The organism is Bacillus sp. FSL M7-0558, assembly GCF_038003245.1.
GTDB classification, from domain to species: Bacteria; Bacillota; Bacilli; order Bacillales; family Bacillaceae; genus Bacillus; species Bacillus pumilus.
This window is the reverse complement of sequence record NZ_JBBOOU010000001.1, coordinates 265,451-284,140: the sequence shown is the minus strand read 5'-3', so window position 1 is coordinate 284,140 and position 18,690 is coordinate 265,451. Positions and strand designations below refer to the sequence as shown.

Here is an 18,690-nt window from a genome sequence, read left to right as displayed (position 1 = left end):
CTATGATAGAAAAAATAACGCTTCCCTGACATAAAAATGTCGCGAAACGTCCTTTTTCTGTCTTGAAATGATCTATTTTAAAAAACAAATGATAAAATAGACAAATAATACGATGAGTCATAGGTGATTTTTATGATAAAAGTAGGTCTCGTTGACGATTACCGAGTAGATTTAGAAAAACTGCATGCCATTGTAGGCAGAATGGAGACTGTGGAGATTGTCTTTGTCACGCAGTCAGCAGAGGATGCTTACGAGAAGGTCAAAAAAGGAGATATTGATCTGTTGTTCGCAGACATTGAAATGCCCGGAATGTCCGGTTATGAATTAGCGGATCTCATTCACTCTCATGCACTGAATGTCGATGTTGTCTTTGTGACAGGAAACAGCGGATATGCGGTCCATGCGTTTGATTTAAATGTTCACGATTATATTATGAAGCCCTACCAAGCCGATCGAATTGCCAAATCCTTAGAACGCTACATGTCCACCAAGCAGGAGAAAAGCATTCATGGACGGCTTCTCATTAAACAGCAGTCAGATATTCATGTGCTGCAAAAGAAGGATGTCATTTTTGTTGAGCGAACAGGCAGGTCAACCACCATTGTCACAACAACAGGAGATATCCAAACATATCAGACATTAAACGAGTTAAAGGGCGATCTAGCTGAAAAAGATTTTATCCGCTCCCACCGATCGTTTATCATCAATATTCATTACATTAAGAACTTCTCGGCGTATGCCAAAAATTCATTTATCGTGTCTTTTGAAGGTACAGATAAAAAAGCCATGATAACCAAGCAGCAATTAGAATACTTTAAGAAATACTATTTTTAAGGAGAACGAACGTGAACGCTTTCTATCTTGGATTCCGCATGTATGCTCTCATATGGCTAGGTCTTGCGTTTCATGCAGCTGCTGAAGCTATTCTGCCGCTATCATCAGGAGTGCTGTGGCTCCTCACTTTTTGTGTGATTTGTCTTTATACATTTTTCATATACAAAAGGTTTTTGCCTCAGGTGAGTGGTTATGTGATGTTGGGCGCTTTTGTGCTCTTTACCTGTGCAGGTCTTTCCCTTTTTCTGACGCAAGGAAATGGATTGAGCTCTCTTTTAGTTTTGATCATCATCATGACAACAGATATCCTTTCATTGAAGATGATGCAGACGGAGAAACGATTAAACGGGCGGCTTCAAGAGCTGATCAATGCAGAATCAAGAACCAATGAATTGCTGCTTGAGCTGCGCAGTAAACATCATGAAACAGCTAGACATTTAAATGCCTTTTCCGCGTCGAACGACGAGCATGAGATCAAGGATTTGATTCAGCAATACGTAAAACATTTCCCTTGGATGAAAGGAGAAAATGCCTATTTGGCCTCAACCCTGCATTCCTTTTTTCAACGGGCTGAAAAAGAGGACATTGCTCTTTCTCTAGACCTTCAAGCGCCTTTTTCATCGCTCCCTTTTTCTAAGGCGGATCAGGTTAGTTTCACTGGAAACTTGCTTGATAATGCCCTAGACGCAGCGATTGAAGCGAAGCAAGCCGGGAAAGAGGGCAGCATCTCGATTACGACCTCTATTCGGAGCGGGCTCTTTTTAATCCATTGTGAGAACAGCACAAAAGGAATGGAAAAACACGTGTTAGACCATTTGTTTAAAAACTTTGGCCGCTCGACAAAAGGCGGGGATCATCAAGGAATGGGCACGTATATCATTCATCAGCTTGTTGAAAAGGCAGACGGTACTCTTGATTTCACTTACCGTTCTCCACATTTGCGGCTTGTCATCAAAATCCCTCTCACGATGTCATAAAAAAAAGGTGCAGCCAAGCACCTTTTTTGATTAAGAGAAAATGTGGTCAATTTGATTGATTTCCTCTTTTGTTAATTGAACTTCGTTTGTTTTTAGGTTTTGCTGAACTTGCTCAGCTCGTTTTGCACCTGGAATAATGGCGTCGATGCCGTCCTGTGCTAAAAGCCAAGCGAGTGCAACGTGTGCCGTTTCGGCGTTCTTTGATTGTGCAATTGCCTTCAGCTTGTCTACTTTTTCGAGGTTTTGAAGGAACGCCTCGCCTTGGAAAAGCGGATCTTTTGCTCGAATATCATCAAATGTGGCATCCTTCGTAAATTTACCAGTCAACAAACCTGACGCCAACGGGAAATACGGAATAAAGGAAATACGATGCTCGACGCAGTATGGGAGAAGATCCTGCTCTGCCTCACGTTTCAGCAAAGAATACTCCGACTGAAGCACATCTAAGTAGCCATCTCGATTAAAGGCTTGAAGCTGTTCAAAATCAAGATTTGATGCACCAATGGCCCTGATTTTCCCTTCATCCTTCAATTCCTTTAATGTGCCTGCTACTTCTTCCAGCGGTGTCCGGCCGTCCGGGAAATGCATATAGTATAAATCAATATAATCTGTTTGCAGTCGTTTCAGGCTATTTTCGACCTGCTCTCTTAAAAAGTCTCGGCTGTTATCCAATTCAATTTGTCCGTTTACTTCTTTATGAGCCCCCTTTGTCGCAAGGACAAGGTTTTCTCTACCGCCTCTTTTGGCAATAATCTCACCAATCAACTCCTCTGAACGGCCCAGCCCATAAATAAAAGCAGAATCTAAGAAATTGACACCTTGATCAAGAGCTGTCTCCACAAGCTCTCGTCCGGCATCTTCACTCAGGTTCGGGAACAAATTATGTCCACCTACCGCATTCGTACCAAGCCCTATCGGATTCACCTGTAAATTAGTTCGTCCAAGCGTTACCTTTTTCAAAAGCTCATCTCCCTTATCTGCTTAATCATCCTTATTTTCCCATGAATCCTTTCCAACATTCAAGTATCCTGCTCTCTGAAGCACCAACACCCTCACTTCAAGATTTTTACGTAAAAAACATTTAAAACCGATCATAAATCTACAAATTAATTCTTATTAACCGGTATATTAGACTTACGCATTTCCTTTTATTATTGGCTTTTGTGTAAATTCCTTTCAAAGATAGGGACTAAAACCTATTCCTCATCATGATTGAATTTCGATAGAATGAAAAGTGCAAATCGTCATAAGGAGATTTTCCCCTGTAACACCCGAATATACCATCCTATCTGTTTCTTTTTTCATAGTCAGATAGCGGGAATGAAATGACGAAAGAAAAGCAAAGGAGCATCAACTGTGAATCTTAAAAAAATAAGTGCACTCCTCATGATTTCGTTCGTGATGATCATCTCTGCAGCTTGCCAGAGCTCAGCAAAATCAAGCAACACTGATCAAAAATCAACAAAAACAGCAGAGGTAAAAGTCGATAGCTACGAATATACGTTACCAGAAGACTCAACAACTACGCTAAGAGACAATGAATTGGTGCTAAAAGTCAACCTGACGATTACAAACAAAGGTGACAAAGCTCTATCATTATATAGCTCTGACTTCTCCCTTTATCAGGATGATGCCAAAGTATCTGATTTAAAATTTTACGGCAGTAAAGACCGTCTTGACCTCGGTTCATTGAACAAAGGAAAATCTCAATCAGGTGCTCTTTATTTCCTAGTAGACAAAGGGAAAAAATATCAGTTCGTGTACCAAGACAGCATCAAGAAAAACAGTGATTCAATCGAAATCAACCTAGATGGAAACAAAATATTGGATACAGCGAAAAAGCTGGATAACCCTGCAAAAGCGCTATCCGCTTATACGGATATCATTGTATTTGACAAAAAGAACGATCAATTTGCAGATTTAACAGGTGACAACCAATCCGATGTCGTGAATAAATACCACGACATGTTCGTAAAAGACTTCAAAAGAAGCGCTGGGATGTACGGCAATGAAGTAAGTGACCGTGATATCCTGTCTATGTACAAACGGATTCAAGACACCATGAAGGATAAAACCAAAGTAGAAACAAGTGTAAAAACCATCTCTAATGACGAGGCGAAGGTTGTCGCTCAAGTAACAGGCATTGATGCTTCTAACTTAAAAGACAAGCTGGACAAGCAAAGAGACGAGTTTTACAACGGCAAGATCCGCTCTAAAGAAGAATTGTATAAGAAAAGCTTAAACTTGTACGCATCTGAATTCGAAAAGCTTCCTCCAGTCTCCAGCCCGGCTGAATACGAAGTGAAAATGAAACGTAATGGGGATGGTCAGTGGAAAATTGACCTTAACGATTACAATACATCGCAGTACATGAGCGGTTTTATTAAAACAAGATAATCATGAACTAAAAAAGACGCTGGCCCAATGAAGGTGCCGCGTCTTTTCTGATGCTATACAGTCGCCTCTTGCTCTTCTTTCACCGCTTTTTCAATATCTTTAAAACGGCTCGATACAGTAGACGCACTAATGCCATACTTTTTCGCTATTTGCGCTTGAGAAAGCGGGGCATCGCTTGCAAGTGAGTGAATGTAATATTCGATTCCCGCAGCAAATGATGCTGCTTTACGGATCACAGGTGATTTCTGATCACAATAGGCTTTCCACACAGTTAAAGCGCCATCAGTCAAGCTTTGGTCCCCGTGTTCCTTCATTCCGTCTTCAATCAGCTTAGCTGTTTCCAGTTGAACGTCATTTGCCCAGTCCATGCGATCTGCTGTTAGACCTGTATCGCCTTCTGTTTCAGCAGATGTTTCTGATTCTTCTACTTCTTGCTTTGCAAACATGCACTTCAACACGTCAGGGAATGATTCTCTCATAAATGTGCTGCGCGTTCCTCCATTTGCCTCATATGCTTCAACAAGCTGACGTACTTGAAGAAGAAGCGTATCTGTAAACTCTTTCGCAAACATCGTATATTGAATGAAAAACTCTGCTTTTTCTTCAAATTGAACAGGGAATCCAAGCACGAGACTTCCCTTTTCAGGCAGCACTGTTTGATCCGGTTTTACATCTACTTCAACCTTTTCAGCTGTCACCATATTCTCAAAGTAAAGAGACTCGTCCGTTTTTTCATTTAATAAAAGCAAAGATGGCTCCATGTCTGTCCATGATTGAACCACTTGTTTTGTTTTCGGACGGGTAATATCCTCCGCTTTCTTTGTCAGGAATTCTTGGAAGATGGTTTCTTTCTGATCCGTTAATGGACGGAAGAAGATGCCCCATACACTCAAATGAAAGACTGAGATTTGTTGCGTTTCTTTATCCATATCTGCAAGAAAAGAAAAATCATTAATGAATTGATTGATGGCTCTCTGATGTTTAGAGAATGCGTAATTCATTAAATCCTTTTGAACTTGTACAGCTTCCTTAAACACAAGCTCAGACGTTTGTTCTACGCCTGACTTTTGACCACAGCAATGTTTATATTTTTTTCCGCTTCCGCAAGGGCAGAGCGCATTTCGTTTAATTTTTCCCAAAATAAAACCTCCGACATTCTAGTCTAACCTCACTATTTTAACAAACGATTGCACAAGAGAGTTTTATTTTCAAGAAAAAAGAAAAATCAGAATGATCAGTTAAATAATAAAGATACTTGAAGATCACGACAGATCATAGGAATAGCGGTCTTTTTCTGTTTATTTTCTCCAATCATTCCAATAGATTTTCTTCAGCTCATTCCCTCAAATAGCTGCTTTGCTTCAAAATAAAAGATTTGAACAAACTTCTTCGTATTGACTCTGCCCGTTGATCCTGTGGATGAAGAGGTCTTCTGCATTTCTTTCATTCTTTGGCTGACATCGGTAAAGTCAAAAAACTTCGACGCATAGTGCTCAAACTTAGGATTCGAGAAATCTGTTAATCCTAGTGAAGCAAAATGATTCAAGGAATGATGAATAGCGCGTCTAATCCGCTGCTCTGCCGCTTTCACTTCCCTCATCACTTCTACATCGGTCGCCCCATGATCCAGCTTCCTCTCCGCTGTTTTGATAAAGAGCTGCTTTAGCGGCGGGAAATTGACCTCATGAGAATTGGCTGACTGTGTTTCATATAAGTAGATCAGGATCTCTAGTAAATCCTTAGATCCGCTCTCTCCAACAATTCCTAGTTCGGATAAGAGAAATTCCCCCGCCTCTTTCATCGTCCTTTTCTTCAACCCAGCACCCGTTGTGCTATGAGAAGTCACTGGCTCTAACGGCAGCACATGGCGAAGGGAAGCTTGAATATCGTAAATCGATTTCTCCAGCTTGATCCGCTCTATGACTTTTCGAATCACACTGACGATCTCAATTCGATTGACAGGTTTATGAATATAATATTCGATCCCTAATTCATAGGCTTCTGCCATCATCTCTTTCGCCTCTACTTGGGAAATCATCATGATTTTACCTTTGAATTCAGGGTGAATATGACGAATCGTTTGAATGCCATCTCTAGCAGGCATTAAAAGGTCTATCAGAAGGATGTCTATTTTTTTTAGGTTCAATGAATGTGCTTCTAATCCCACTCCGTCATCGGCTTCATCCACGACCTCTCCCAAATCTTCATCTTCTATGATTTGACCTAAAATCGAGCGTATTGCACGATCATCATCTGCAATGAAAAATCGCATACACTCACCCTCTCTGTATTAAATTTTGTATAGGAAGGAGTAGCTGAAAAGCCGTTCCCTTTGTTTCTCTTTGTTCGATTTTAATTGTACCGCCAAGCTCTTTAACCAGCTCTTTCACATAGGATAAGCCAATCCCAGTTGATGGTGTTCCATATGCATCAAATTTAGAAGTATAGCCTGGATCAAATACTATTTCTCTCATTTTTTCAGGAATCCCCGGGCCATCATCTTCAATCCGAATCTCTATTTTATCATGACTTCCTTTCAATACGAGTGAGATCATTCCGTCATCCTTTATGGCTTCAACCGCATTTGCCATTAAATTATTAATGAGCGATAAGAAAATGAACACATGATAATCATGCAAATGAATGCCTCTTATATCAGATGTAAAGGAGATGTTTTTCCCTAGAGAGAGCGCATACTTTTCTTGAATGCGAAGGACAATTTGAACGAGCTCTTCCGCCTTCATATAGTCTTGCATATTTTCCTTAGAAATCAGCTTCGAAAGCCCAGCATAAATACGTTGATTGTCCTTTTTCACCTCATGGATTTCTCCTGCGAGCTTCAACAGCTCCTGACTCACTTTCTTCCCTGCTTCGTGTTCATGCAAGAGACGGTAAAGCCTGTATGATTCTTGCGTAATATGCTCTGTATGTTTTAACGTTTTCTTTAAATGAACCGTTTCTTCATATAAATTTGAAATGACCATCATCATATGCTCATTTTGTTTCATGATCTGCTTCTCTCTTGATTGTGCCTCATACAGCTTCATCATATTAAAAAAGCTGATTACGACAAAGCTGTGAGCAAACGCAATGAGAAACATATCACTCAGCTTTGATAGCGTCATCGTCGTATCAAACACTAAAAATTGTACAAACAGCTCAACAAAATCAGCCACTAATTCAATCATGAGACCAATGATCCCAATAAAAATAGAACGCTGTTTAAAACGTCCCGTACGGACGGCAAAGAACAAGAAAGCATATGTAAAATAAAAAAAGAAACTTGGGAATTGCTGATAAAATGATGTAGCGAGATCAGCATGATGCTGCATCAGATCTAAACCTACTCGAAAAAGCACAATGGCTGCGCCTGTTAAAAACCCGGGCAAGAACGGTCTAGATTTCCTTAAGAGTAATAAACAAAAGAAAAACGCAGGTGCCCCAAAGCTGATCCGGAACGTTTCATTCACAGGATAAAACTTCAGTTCTCCTGCAAGCGGCACAATAACCACCATAAAAATTAATATGAATGCGTCTTTTTTAACAAGCTGGTTTAAACTCAAATGACTGACATCCCTTCCCCTTTTTGCATAGCCACAGTATACAAGGAGACTCTTTTCTTCACAACGTACAAAAAAATAATTTTCACGGCTCCTTCTTTCCTCAAAATCCTTTTTTATGACTATTCACCGAGGCGCCATGGTGACCTTTCAGCTATTCAGCATTTTGGTGATTGTCTACAATAATGGGAATTGTTTAGACAATGATCGACAAACCGATTTTTATTTGTAAGTTTTTCTGTAGATTTTCGTCAGATTGTGTAGTTTCCAAGATAAATTGAATGAACAATTTTAGTGAAACTATATGTAAGCGTTTTCTGAATTTTCACTAAAAACCCTTTTTGTTTTTTCGCCGCCAAAGCCTTCATTTCAACATATATTTAGGTGTAAAGGAGTGGTACAAGCAGCGCATGACAAGTTCTTTGAAGATGTGTAACATGTTTTCGTGCCTATTTGATCGCATTTTTTGTCATCCGCCAATTCAATAGGGTACTTTTTGATTTTTGATTGGAGGAATCGTATGAAAACAGCAATTTCTAATAATACACAACACGCATGCCAGTCTTCTGTTAATCAATGGGCAGAAGAAATACGTCCGTATTACAAAAACGGACAGAATGCTGGCTACATTCCAGCACTCGGAAAAGTGAATTCCTCTCAACTTGGTATCAGCGTGATAGGCCCAGACGGATCATCTGTACGATATGGTGATTGGGACGTTCCCTTTACCCTGCAAAGTATCTCAAAAGTCATCAGCTTTATAGCTGCCTGTTTAGGAAGAGGCGTACCATACGTCTTGGACCGGGTAGATGTAGAGCCAACTGGTGATGCATTTAATTCCATCTACCGTCTTGAGATGCATAAACCAGGGAAGCCCTTTAATCCAATGATTAATGCTGGAGCTATTACCGTATCCTCCATCCTTCCCGGAAAGACTTCTACAGAAAAGCTAGCATATATTTTCGATTTAATCGAAAACTTAATAGGTAAGCGTCCCTCTGTTAATGAAGAGGTTTATCAATCAGAATGGGCAACTGCGCACCGCAATCGTGCTCTTGCTTATTACTTAAAAGAAACCAATTACTTAGAATCAGATGTCGAGGACACATTAGAAGTGTACTTAAAGCAATGTTCCATCGAGGTTACAACAGAGGACATCGCCTTGATTGGGCTGATTATATCAAGTGATGGCTATCACCCCTTTAAACAGGTCCAAGTCATTCCAAAGGATATCGCAAGACTAACAAAGGCATTGATGCTGACATGCGGCATGTATAATGCGTCTGGTAATTTTGCTGCTTTTGTAGGCGTTCCAGCCAAAAGTGGTGTGTCTGGAGGAATTATGGCTTGCGTTCCGCCAAGCGCAAGAAGAGAATTCCCATTTCAAACAGGCTGCGGAATCGGCATTTATGGTCCCGCCATTGACGATTGCGGAAATAGTATTACCGGTGTCATGATGCTGAAAAAGCTCGCAAAAGAGTGGGATCTCAGTATTTTTTAAAATGAACAGTCATGAATTCGAAGAGGTGATGTTATGAACGAAAAAGCTTTGCTATCTTATTTAACACATACAAATGATTTTATTTGGACTTATATTGTCATTGCTCTGTTACTTGGAGTTGGTGTCTACTTCACATATAGAACACGCTTCCTGCAAGTGAGAATGATTAAAGAAATGGTGCGTGTCCTGAAAGAAGGAAGAAAAGAAAAAGAAGGGATATCACCGTTCCAAGCATTTGCCATCAGTATGGCGGCACGTGTAGGAACAGGGAATATTACAGGGATTGCCATCGCCATTGCAATTGGTGGACCTGGCGCAATCTTCTGGATGTGGATCGTAGCCATTATCGGTTCTGCCTCAAGCTTTGTTGAAAGTACATTAGCCCAAGTGTATAAAGTGAAAGATAAAACAGGATTCCGCGGTGGACCTGCTTATTACATGGAAAAAGGGTTAAACAAGCGCTGGATGGGAATTTTATTTGCGATTCTGATTACAATTTCTTTTGGAATCGTCTTTAATGCGGTGCAATCAAATACAATTACTGTCGCTTTTGAAAACTCCTTTGGATTAGACCGTTTAACAGTCGGTATTGTGATGGCTGTTATTTTTGCAGCAATTATTTTCAAGGGAATCCAAGCCATTGCAAAAGCTTCTGAATACATTGTCGTTGTGCTGGCTCTAGCCTATATCGGAATTGCATTCTTTGTTATTGTGACAAATATCACTGAACTTCCTGGTGTCATCAGTACGATTGTGAAACACGCCTTCGGGTTTGAACAGTTTGCTGGTGGAACATTAGGCGGCGCATTATTACAAGGGATTAAACGCGGTCTTTTCTCGAATGAGGCTGGTATGGGTAGTGCACCTAACGCAGCAGCAACAGCTGTGACAAGTCACCCTGTAAAACAAGGATTAATTCAGGCGTTTGGCGTGTTAACAGATACATTAATTATTTGTACAAGCACAGCCTTCCTTGTCCTGTTCTCTGATGCATACAAAACAACGAACCTGCAAGGAATTGAATTAACACAGGCTTCACTCAGTCAGCACATTGGACCATGGGCCTCTGGATTCCTTGCTATCATGATTTTCCTATTCGCCTTTAGTACATTAATCGGTAACTATTACTACGGCGAAACGAACATTGAATTCCTTGGAGCCAACAAAGTTTGGCTTAACATTTATCGAATTGCCGTTATTGGAATGGTTCTTTTCGGTGCAGTTGCTACTGTTCCTCTCGTGTGGGGTCTAGCCGATCTCTTCATGGGACTCATGGTCATCGTCAACCTCATCGCCATCACCATGCTGTCTAAGGTCGCCTTTGCAGCATTGAAGGATTATACGAGACAGAAAAAAGAAGGCAAGGATCCTGTCTTTTATAAAAATGTCGTTCCAAACAATGAGAAAATTGAATGCTGGGACGACGAACCTGCTTCGTTGAAAAAGAATCGAATCGGTTAAATCAAAAAAGCTCTGGTCCTCTTGGGACTGACCCCATAAGATGAGACAAATAAAAAACACCTTCAAGTTTGAAAACGGATCGTTGTGATCCGAAAAAACATGGAGGTGTTTTTTCTATGGGGACAAGAGTGAGTTTCCCCCTCTGATCAGAGCTTCTTTCTTTAGTTCAAAAATTCGAGTATGAGTTTGTTCACCACTTCTGGTTTTTCATGATTGATCCAATGAGAAGCATCATCAACAAAAATTAGTTGTCCATTTGGGCAAATCTTCATCGTTTCCTTCGCCAGCTTTCTGCTTAAAAACTTGTCCTCCATCCCCCAGATCATGCGAACAGGTACTAAAATGCGCTTTGATATCGGCTTTTCAAAGCCGCCCTTTTTGATGGCGCGGTACCAATTCAGCATTGAGGTCATGGCACCTGGCTGCGTCCAAGCCAGCTTATAGCTTGATACATCTTCCTTCGTGAACAAATGGGGTCTTGCAGTCAGCCCAATGGCTTCATCCAGCTTTTGAAAGTGATTTTCCTGAAGAGCTGCCTCTGGCACATTCGGAAGCTGAAAGAATGCGATATAGGAGCTCTTCTTCCACTGCGGGGGATAAAATGGAAGAACCTTCATCATCACCCGCGGATGCGGCATGTTGACAATGATTAGTTTCTCTACATATTGAGAACGTGTGGATGCCAAATGCCAAGCAACTGCTCCGCCCCAATCATGACCACCCACAATCGCCTTTTGATTCGGACTAAGCGTCTTAATCAGCCCTACGATATCATCTCTCAGTTGATCTAATACATAGGATTCAATTCCTTCTGGTTTATCACTTAGATGGTAGCCCCTTTGATCAGGAACGACGACACGATAACCTGCCTCGGCTAGGGGCATAATTTGGTTCTTCCAGCCGTACCAGAACTCAGGAAATCCATGCAGCAGTATAAGCAGCGGGCCATCCTCAGGTCCAGCTATTGCTGTGTGAAGTGTTACACCATTTGTTTGGATTGATTGAAATTCAATTTGCTCCATCCCTTTGCCACCTTTCTCCTTGTTCTTTATTCTTCCAACATAGCATATTTCCCATTTTTCAGAAAATAAAAGCACTCCCAAAAAAACCTTCACGAAGGTGAAGGTCCAGATTGTTGACAAAGGGCTAGAATGATCTTGATTTTAGCCTTTTGTCTTCTTTTCAGCGTGATAGAAAACCTTTGCAGCCCTAGAAAGGACGAGTACTGGCGCGGAGCGAATTTGTCATTCGTGAGCACCAGTACGCAGGACTGACACCGAATGCGAGGGTTTGTCTACACGCTGAACCTTCAAGAAGGTGAAGGTCTTGGTTTATTTCATATAATTCAGCACCCAGATCAACCCATTTTTGCGGTCCTGTACTTGCCCGTGAAGTGCGCCAAAGAACGTATCCTGTAATTCGACCAGTACATCTCCATCAGCTTCTAGCGCTTCATATACAGCCTTTAGTTCTTCTTCATTGTCAAACTGCATAATCAATCTGAGATTCTCGGGCTTTGGTGTGCGGTCAAACGTATCTGAAAAGTGAAGCAGCGATTCTCCAAGGTGCAGTTCTGCATGCAGCACACGGTCTTGATGTTCATTTAAAATATGAATATCACCGCCAAAAATCCCTTGATAATATTGAAGAGATTCCTTCACATCGTCTACCACAATATAAGGACTAACACTAATCATACCCCTCATCCTCCTCTTGTTCCGTCCATCTTCTCTTTTATAGCTTATCCCAAATCGTATGAAAAAAGGCACAAATCGTCAACGGATTTGCACCTTTTTCTCATGAAGATTTCGCTAATTCACTATGTTTGTTTGAATACGCTGCGTACATGACAACACCGATTAACAGCCAAACACCAAAGTAAAGCCACGTCCGGCCTGGTAAGTTGAACATAAGGAACAAGCAGCAGCCCATTGAAATAATCGGCAAGACCGGCACAAATGGAACCCGGAATCCCCTCTCAAGCTGCTGATGTGTCTTTCTCAAAATGAGGACAGATAAACTCACCATTGCAAACGTCAATAAAGCACCGATATTCGCTAAATTGGACAAGTCCTTTAAATCAATAAACCCTGAAATAACAGCTGTCATGCCGCCAATCATCCATATGCTTGCAACAGGCGTATCACTTTTGTTTGTTTTCGAAAACACTTTCGGCAAAAGACCATCTCGTCCCATCGCATAGGCAATTCGAGTTGCTGCATAATTATTGGCGAAAATCACAGCCATCAATCCAATGACCGCACCGACAGAAATAATACCGGCTACACTATTTTGATGTACACTTTGCAAGACATAGGACATCGCCTCTGTGACATTCAGTTTTGTATAGTGCACCATACCTGTCATAATCAAACAAACGACAATGTAAATGATCGTGCAAATGAGTAATGAGCCAATAATGCCAATTGGCAGGTTCCGCTGCGGATTTTTCACCTCTTCTGCAGAAGCAGAAATCGCATCAAATCCTAAGAAGGCAAAAAACACAGCAGCAGCACCAGCAATGACGCCTTCTGCACCAAACGGCATGAACGGCTGCCAATTGGATGGCTGTACATAAAACCCGCCTACTACAATGAAAAGAACAATAATACCGAGTTTCACAAACACCATGATATTATTAAATTTTTTACTTTCCTTCGTTCCTCTAGATAAGATCCACGCAATCAGTAAGGCAATGATAATGGCTGGCAGATTCATATATCCGCCTTGTTCCGGTCCCGCTAAAAATTGATGGGGGATTGAAATCCCAAACCCCTCAAGCAAGCTGTTGAAATAGCTCGACCAGCCACTGGCGACAGCTGAAGCAGTCAGCATATAAACGGACAATAACGTCCATCCCATTAGATGCCCGACAAGCTCACCCATCGTTGTATATGAATAAATGTACGCACTGCCGAATACAGGCAGTGCTGAAGCCATTTCTGCATAGCAAAGTGCTGCCAAACTGCACACAATCGCTGCGATGGCAAAGGAAAAAATGACAGCCGGCCCTGCATCATTAGCCGCTGTAATTCCGGTTAACACCATGACCCCCGTGCCGATCACTGCCCCTATACCAAGGAGCGTGAGATCGAGCCCGCCTAGCGTTTTCTTTACCTTTTGCTGCCTGCTCTGTTCTAACAAATCGTGAATGTGTTTCTTACGTAGAATATGTCGCAAACCCTTTCCCTCCAAAACGTTAGCAAAACAAAAAATCATTCAAATTTCATTATAGCAGAATAGGTACTACGCATTCACAACCAATTCACGTAAATCTTTCTTCATGATTTTACCAAGCTTGTTTTTTGGCAGCTCCTGTGTGAAATGAATGGAGGGCACTTTGTAATCTGCCAAACGTTCCTGGCAATAGTTCACCACATCTTCTTCGCAAAAATCGACAGAATCGTCTTTTACGATATACGCACTTGGCACTTCACCATATAATTCGTCTGGTACCCCAATGACAGCTGATTCAATCACACCTGGAATTTGATCAATGACCTCTTCTACTTGGTCAGGGTAGATATTATCCCCACCGTACAGAATCACATCTTTGTATCTCCCTGTGATGAAAAGAAAACCGTCTTCATCTAGATAGCCTGCATCTCCCATATGGAACCAGCCATCTTTCAGCACCTTCTCTGTAGCGTCAGGCTGATGATAGTAGCCTAGAAAATAGAATGGGCTTCTCATAACGACTTCGCCAATTTCTCCAGCTGGCAATGTCTCCTCTGTCTCAGGGTGCATGATTTTCACTTCTACATCCGGATCCACTTTACCTGCAGAGCCCATTTTATCCTCGCCCATCGCTGGATGCCACGCACTCACAACCCATGCTTCGGTACTTCCATAGCCATGCATCATCTGAATGCCTACTTCTTTGTAATCTTTAATTAAGCGTACCGGCACCTTCGTACCGCCAGAAATCGCAATTTCAAAAGATGAGAGATCGTACGAACCGCGTTTCATTTCTTCTAGCATGTACGTGTAAGCTGATGGGAAAGCCATCATGAACGTAATTCTTTCTTTCTCTATCGTTTCTAAAATGCGCTTCGGTGTTGCATCATGTAAGAAGACAAGCGTATATCCTTCAATCGCAGCTGCGATTAGATGATTAATCGAACTCATATGATACAGAGGGTGACTCGCCAAGTACCGTTTTCCTTTCAGATCGAATCCTCGATTCCCATGTCTTGTTAAAAATTGATAGATTCGTCCATGTCCGACCATACAGCCCTTTGGATTTCCCGTTGTCCCAGAGGTGAATAAAATCATCGCTAGATCCTCTTCTGATACCTCTTCAGCAAGGTTACTTCCATCATTTGAAGCCAACATGTCTTCAAATAGCTGTGTTGTATTCGCATTGGCACCGGATTCCACCATCAGGCAATTTTCTAAAGACACATTCACTGCCGCAATGATGTCACGGAATTCACGGTCAAAAAATAAAGCCTTTGGCTCTGCTTTTTTCAAAATACCTTCCAGCTCAAAAGAAGTAAGCTGCCAGCTAAGCGGAACTGCGACTGCACCTGCTTTAATGGCTGCCAGCATAATTGTTGAAAAGTGATGATGGTTTTGACAAATAAAGCAAACACGGTCCCCTTTTCGAATCCCCTTTTGATGTAAATAATGAGCGAGCTGGTCAATACGCTTTGCATATTCTTCAAATGTATAAGACACACCCCCGCCAGTTACCGCTTCAATTTGTGAAGAGCGTTCCATTCTGTCGTTAAGTAATGCCTGTAATGTATTCAATATCTTCATCTCCAAACGTTTGATTTACAATAGCCAATTTCCAGTGAATGGGTTGGCAGATTTTATCTCATTCACATTCTAAAATAAAACCAGCTGAAAGTAAAATCATTTCAATTTGGAATTGTTCTTTATATTAATTGATAATATAGGTAATTTTATAGCCGTCTTCCATTTTGGTTTAAATGATGATAACTATTATGATAAGATAGACCTAGTAATTGATCGGAAAATGCGAATGCAATAGGAAAAGAGGTATGGAGAATGCAACATTTCGAGCTAGAGGCAAGTTTATTAGACCATGCGCTGACAAAGTATTTAAAGGCGACGAAACAAATAGATGAAGAGAACATTCCGAAAAACGTCACGAATGTGAAAGGGTTTATTTTACGCATCATTTATCGTCATCAATCATGTACTGTGAAAAATATTCTGCAGGAAGTTTCATTATCTCCCTCTGCAACAACAACCGCTCTCAATCACTTAGAAGATGAAGGGATGATTATCCGCTCTCGAAATAATAATGACCGCCGCACTGTATGGATTGAACTCTCTGAATCAGGTGAACAAATTGCAAAACAAATGATCGACAACCGCCAGCTGCTTGTCAATCAGCTGTTCAACCACCTTTCAGAAGAAGATAAAAAAACATTTTTTGAATTAATCGAAAAAATGATGGACGAGCCATTAAAGGCTTAGGAAGATTCCTAAGCCTTTGTCCTCTTTTCAACCTTTGCAGAGTCTAGGAAGGACGAGTACCGGAGCGGAGCGAATTTAGATTCGTGAGCACCGGAACGCAGACCTGACACCGAATGCGAGGGTTTGTCTAAACGCTGAGGCTTAGGAGAATTCCTAAGCCTTCTTTTTTATGGCTTTAAGATGACCTTTATACAATCATCCTTCTTATCATTAAATATGTGATACGCATGAGCGGCATCATCTAACGGCAATTGGTGTGTGATGATCGCTTTAGGATCAATTTCACCGGTTGTCACTTTTTGATAGAGCTTTGACATGTAGCCTCTCGCCGGGGCCTGCCCCATTTTCAGGGTGACGTTTCTTGCGAAAAAGGCACCTAATGGGAACATATTATATAGGCCGCCGTACACACCCGTCATCTGCACCGTTCCACATTTACGGACGGCTTTTGTGGCAATTTGAATCGGTCCGATCGTTCCACCTTGTAGCTTAAGTTTCTGCTCAATTTTTTCAAGCGGCGACTTCTTCCCGTCCATTCCCACACAATCGATCACAACATCGGCTCCACCTTTGGTCAGCTCCTTTAACGTTTCTCCCATGTCTGGGTCTTCTGTAAAATCAAATACTTCTACGCCGCTCATTCGTTTTGCATGTCGCAGACGGTAATCAATGTAATCGACCGCAATCACACGGTCTGCCCCTTTTTGCCATGCAAATTGCTGTGCCATTAACCCAACAGGTCCACAGCCTAACACAATGACCGTATCACCTTTTTTCACACCGGCGTGCTCCACGCTCCAATAAGCAGTTGGAAGAACATCCGATAAGAACAGCAATTGTTCATCCTCCAGCTCACAATCATCTGGGATCTTAAACGGAGTGTAGTTCCCAAAAGGCACGCGTAAATATTCTGCCTGTCCTCCAGGGTAGTTCCCATATTTCTCACTATATCCAAAAAGTCCACCCGAATCATAGTGCGGGTTTGAGTTGTCGCATTGGCTTTCTAAGTGGTGATGACAATATTGGCATTGACCACATGCAACGGTAAATGGAATAACGACACGGTCTCCCTTTTTTACTGCCGTGACATCCGGGCCAACTTCCTCCACAATCCCCATTGGCTCATGCCCAATCACATAGCCGATTGGGAGCGGGAAATTCCCCTGATACAAATGTAAATCAGATCCACAAATTGCTGTTGATGTAATTCGGATGATCACATCTTCCCGATCTTGAATAGATGGCGCATCTACTTTCTTCACTGCAATGCTATTTTTCCCCTGATAAGTAACAGCTCTCACATGCATTTCCTCCTTTAGCGAAAATCATCTGTACATAGCTTCACCTTGAATGGATGGTTCATGCATCAGATCAGGATTATTAAAAAACAAAAAAGCCCGTCGATCGGTTCGACAGGCACTTATACAATCATGTGTAACGCGTTACCTATTTATCCTTTTTCGATAAAGACCAAATCATATTGAGAGGAAGTCTCTCGATCAATCATCAAGTTCCCTTCTTGAATAAAATAAGGACATATACTCGGGCTTTGTGATTCTTCAAACTGCTCATACAACTGCTCAATCTTTCCAGGAAGCAGCAATAGCAAAAATTTATTAGAATGGGACACGAGTTCAGAAGAGTGAATTGTATCCGGCGGTATATAGGCAAAGTCACCCGGCATCAGGCATATATCTTCTCCGTTCAATTGCAGATTCATTTTTCCCTCAACGCAATAGAGTGCTTCTGTATGTACTTGATGATAATGCGGAGGAAAATACTTTCCCTTCGCGCCTTCAATCACAAAATGACTGAACCCGCCTCCAGTTGTTTCTGTTGTTGCGATCAGCTCATGAAGCTGACCATCAATAATGTATTGCTTCCCTTCACCAGCCTCTAATACGTAGGGCTGCACCGCCTGAGGGAGCTGACTATGAAATAAAACGGAGGGCTTAGTTGTATTTGACAGCTGCCGGATACCATGCATCAATATGATATCGCTTTCTTTTTCAGCTTGTTCAAAGCTGTCTGCATCGAAAGCATGATCGGTCATCGGCCATTCGTTCCGCTGAAGCCTTTTCCCAATTTGCTGATAGACATCTGTCATTTGTCCGCCCAACGTATATGAAATAAATCTTGTTTTGTGACTATGCATTCTGTAGCCATGGATCGTTTTGGGTGGGATATGAATATAATCGAAGGCTGTGACCATATATTTTTTACCGTCCAAGATCACTTCAAGCTTTCCTTCCAGCACAAAAATGGTTTCAAATAAGTGCTCATGACAGTGAAGTGGAAAATAAGCTCCTTTCCCACCTGTGATTAAGACAAGCTCAAACAGCTGATTCGTTTGATTTACTTCTGCCAGCACATGAACAAGCTGATTTTCCAGCCCATACAGCTTCCCTGAACCAGACACGGTATAAAAAGAGGTTCCTTCGGATTGCTTGATCGATTGCGGTTGCTCCGACATCCCATCACTCCTCATGACTAATTGACTATCTTTATT

The 18,690-nt window shown here is 41.6% G+C and carries 16 protein-coding genes; 6 read left to right on the top strand and 10 right to left on the bottom strand.

The window, feature by feature from the left end; translation table 11 throughout:
• Positions 1-132: 132 nt before the first annotated feature.
• Both MHB79_RS01560 and MHB79_RS01555 read left to right on the top strand, forming a co-directional pair.
• Complete coding sequence (locus MHB79_RS01560) at positions 133-834, top strand: LytR/AlgR family response regulator transcription factor (RefSeq protein ID WP_106032912.1); 702 nt, start codon at positions 133-135, stop codon at positions 832-834.
• An 11-nt stretch (positions 835-845) separates the two neighbouring features.
• Positions 846-1,811, top strand: coding sequence for a sensor histidine kinase (locus tag MHB79_RS01555; RefSeq protein ID WP_340988752.1), 966 nt, complete (start codon positions 846-848; stop codon positions 1,809-1,811).
• A 30-nt stretch (positions 1,812-1,841) separates the two neighbouring features.
• Here the strand turns inward: MHB79_RS01555 and MHB79_RS01550 are convergent, their stop codons facing one another.
• A complete protein-coding gene (locus MHB79_RS01550) occupies positions 1,842-2,771 on the bottom strand; it encodes an aldo/keto reductase (protein WP_034620710.1) in 930 nt (309 codons plus the stop codon).
• A gap of 396 nt (positions 2,772-3,167) precedes the next feature.
• On the opposite strand from MHB79_RS01550, the gene MHB79_RS01545 reads away from it, so the two are divergent.
• Positions 3,168-4,208 (top strand): DUF4352 domain-containing protein, encoded by a 1,041-nt coding sequence (locus MHB79_RS01545; protein ID WP_340988750.1) that lies wholly within the window; start codon positions 3,168-3,170, stop codon positions 4,206-4,208.
• Positions 4,209-4,261: 53 nt separating this feature from the next.
• On the opposite strand, the gene MHB79_RS01540 is transcribed toward MHB79_RS01545, so the two are convergent.
• From MHB79_RS01540 to MHB79_RS01530, 3 genes are all read right to left on the bottom strand, one after another.
• Entirely contained in the window at positions 4,262-5,347 is a 1,086-nt protein-coding gene (locus tag MHB79_RS01540; protein WP_106035971.1) for an SEC-C metal-binding domain-containing protein, read from the bottom strand.
• A gap of 191 nt (positions 5,348-5,538) precedes the next feature.
• On the bottom strand, positions 5,539-6,480 hold the full coding sequence (locus MHB79_RS01535) for a response regulator (RefSeq protein WP_003217000.1): 942 nt from the start codon (positions 6,478-6,480) through the stop codon (positions 5,539-5,541).
• A 4-nt stretch (positions 6,481-6,484) separates the two neighbouring features.
• Positions 6,485-7,771, bottom strand: coding sequence for an ATP-binding protein (locus tag MHB79_RS01530; RefSeq protein ID WP_003216917.1), 1,287 nt, complete (start codon positions 7,769-7,771; stop codon positions 6,485-6,487).
• A gap of 517 nt (positions 7,772-8,288) precedes the next feature.
• Between MHB79_RS01530 and MHB79_RS01525 the strand changes: the two genes are divergently transcribed.
• Positions 8,289-9,269, top strand: coding sequence for a glutaminase (locus tag MHB79_RS01525; RefSeq protein WP_003217260.1), 981 nt, complete (start codon positions 8,289-8,291; stop codon positions 9,267-9,269).
• 33 nt (positions 9,270-9,302) lie between these two features.
• Positions 9,303-10,730 (top strand): alanine/glycine:cation symporter family protein, encoded by a 1,428-nt coding sequence (locus MHB79_RS01520; protein ID WP_003216901.1) that lies wholly within the window; start codon positions 9,303-9,305, stop codon positions 10,728-10,730.
• Between the two features lie 161 nt (positions 10,731-10,891).
• On the opposite strand, the gene MHB79_RS01515 is transcribed toward MHB79_RS01520, so the two are convergent.
• The 4 genes from MHB79_RS01515 to MHB79_RS01500 form a co-directional block, all read right to left on the bottom strand.
• Positions 10,892-11,752, bottom strand: a complete 861-nt coding sequence (locus MHB79_RS01515) for an alpha/beta fold hydrolase (RefSeq protein WP_034620713.1) — start codon at positions 11,750-11,752, stop codon at positions 10,892-10,894.
• A 309-nt stretch (positions 11,753-12,061) separates the two neighbouring features.
• Positions 12,062-12,427 carry a VOC family protein gene (locus tag MHB79_RS01510; protein ID WP_003217104.1) on the bottom strand — a complete coding sequence of 122 codons (366 nt, stop codon included), beginning with the start codon at positions 12,425-12,427 and terminating at the stop codon, positions 12,062-12,064.
• 100 nt (positions 12,428-12,527) lie between these two features.
• Positions 12,528-13,910 carry an amino acid permease gene (locus MHB79_RS01505; protein ID WP_050943329.1) on the bottom strand — a complete coding sequence of 461 codons (1,383 nt, stop codon included), beginning with the start codon at positions 13,908-13,910 and terminating at the stop codon, positions 12,528-12,530.
• Positions 13,911-13,976: 66 nt separating this feature from the next.
• The gene (locus MHB79_RS01500) at positions 13,977-15,485 is read right to left on the bottom strand and encodes a class I adenylate-forming enzyme family protein (protein WP_050943330.1); all 1,509 of its coding nucleotides are present in this window, start codon (positions 15,483-15,485) and stop codon (positions 13,977-13,979) included.
• Between the two features lie 261 nt (positions 15,486-15,746).
• Between MHB79_RS01500 and MHB79_RS01495 the strand changes: the two genes are divergently transcribed.
• Positions 15,747-16,181, top strand: a complete 435-nt coding sequence (locus MHB79_RS01495; RefSeq protein ID WP_050943332.1) for a MarR family winged helix-turn-helix transcriptional regulator — start codon at positions 15,747-15,749, stop codon at positions 16,179-16,181.
• A gap of 167 nt (positions 16,182-16,348) precedes the next feature.
• Here the strand turns inward: MHB79_RS01495 and MHB79_RS01490 are convergent, their stop codons facing one another.
• Both MHB79_RS01490 and MHB79_RS01485 read right to left on the bottom strand, forming a co-directional pair.
• Positions 16,349-17,482, bottom strand: a complete 1,134-nt coding sequence (locus tag MHB79_RS01490) for a zinc-dependent alcohol dehydrogenase (RefSeq protein WP_050943334.1) — start codon at positions 17,480-17,482, stop codon at positions 16,349-16,351.
• A gap of 149 nt (positions 17,483-17,631) precedes the next feature.
• Positions 17,632-18,654 carry a quercetin 2,3-dioxygenase gene (locus MHB79_RS01485; RefSeq protein WP_050943335.1) on the bottom strand — a complete coding sequence of 341 codons (1,023 nt, stop codon included), beginning with the start codon at positions 18,652-18,654 and terminating at the stop codon, positions 17,632-17,634.
• Positions 18,655-18,690: the final 36 nt, after the last annotated feature.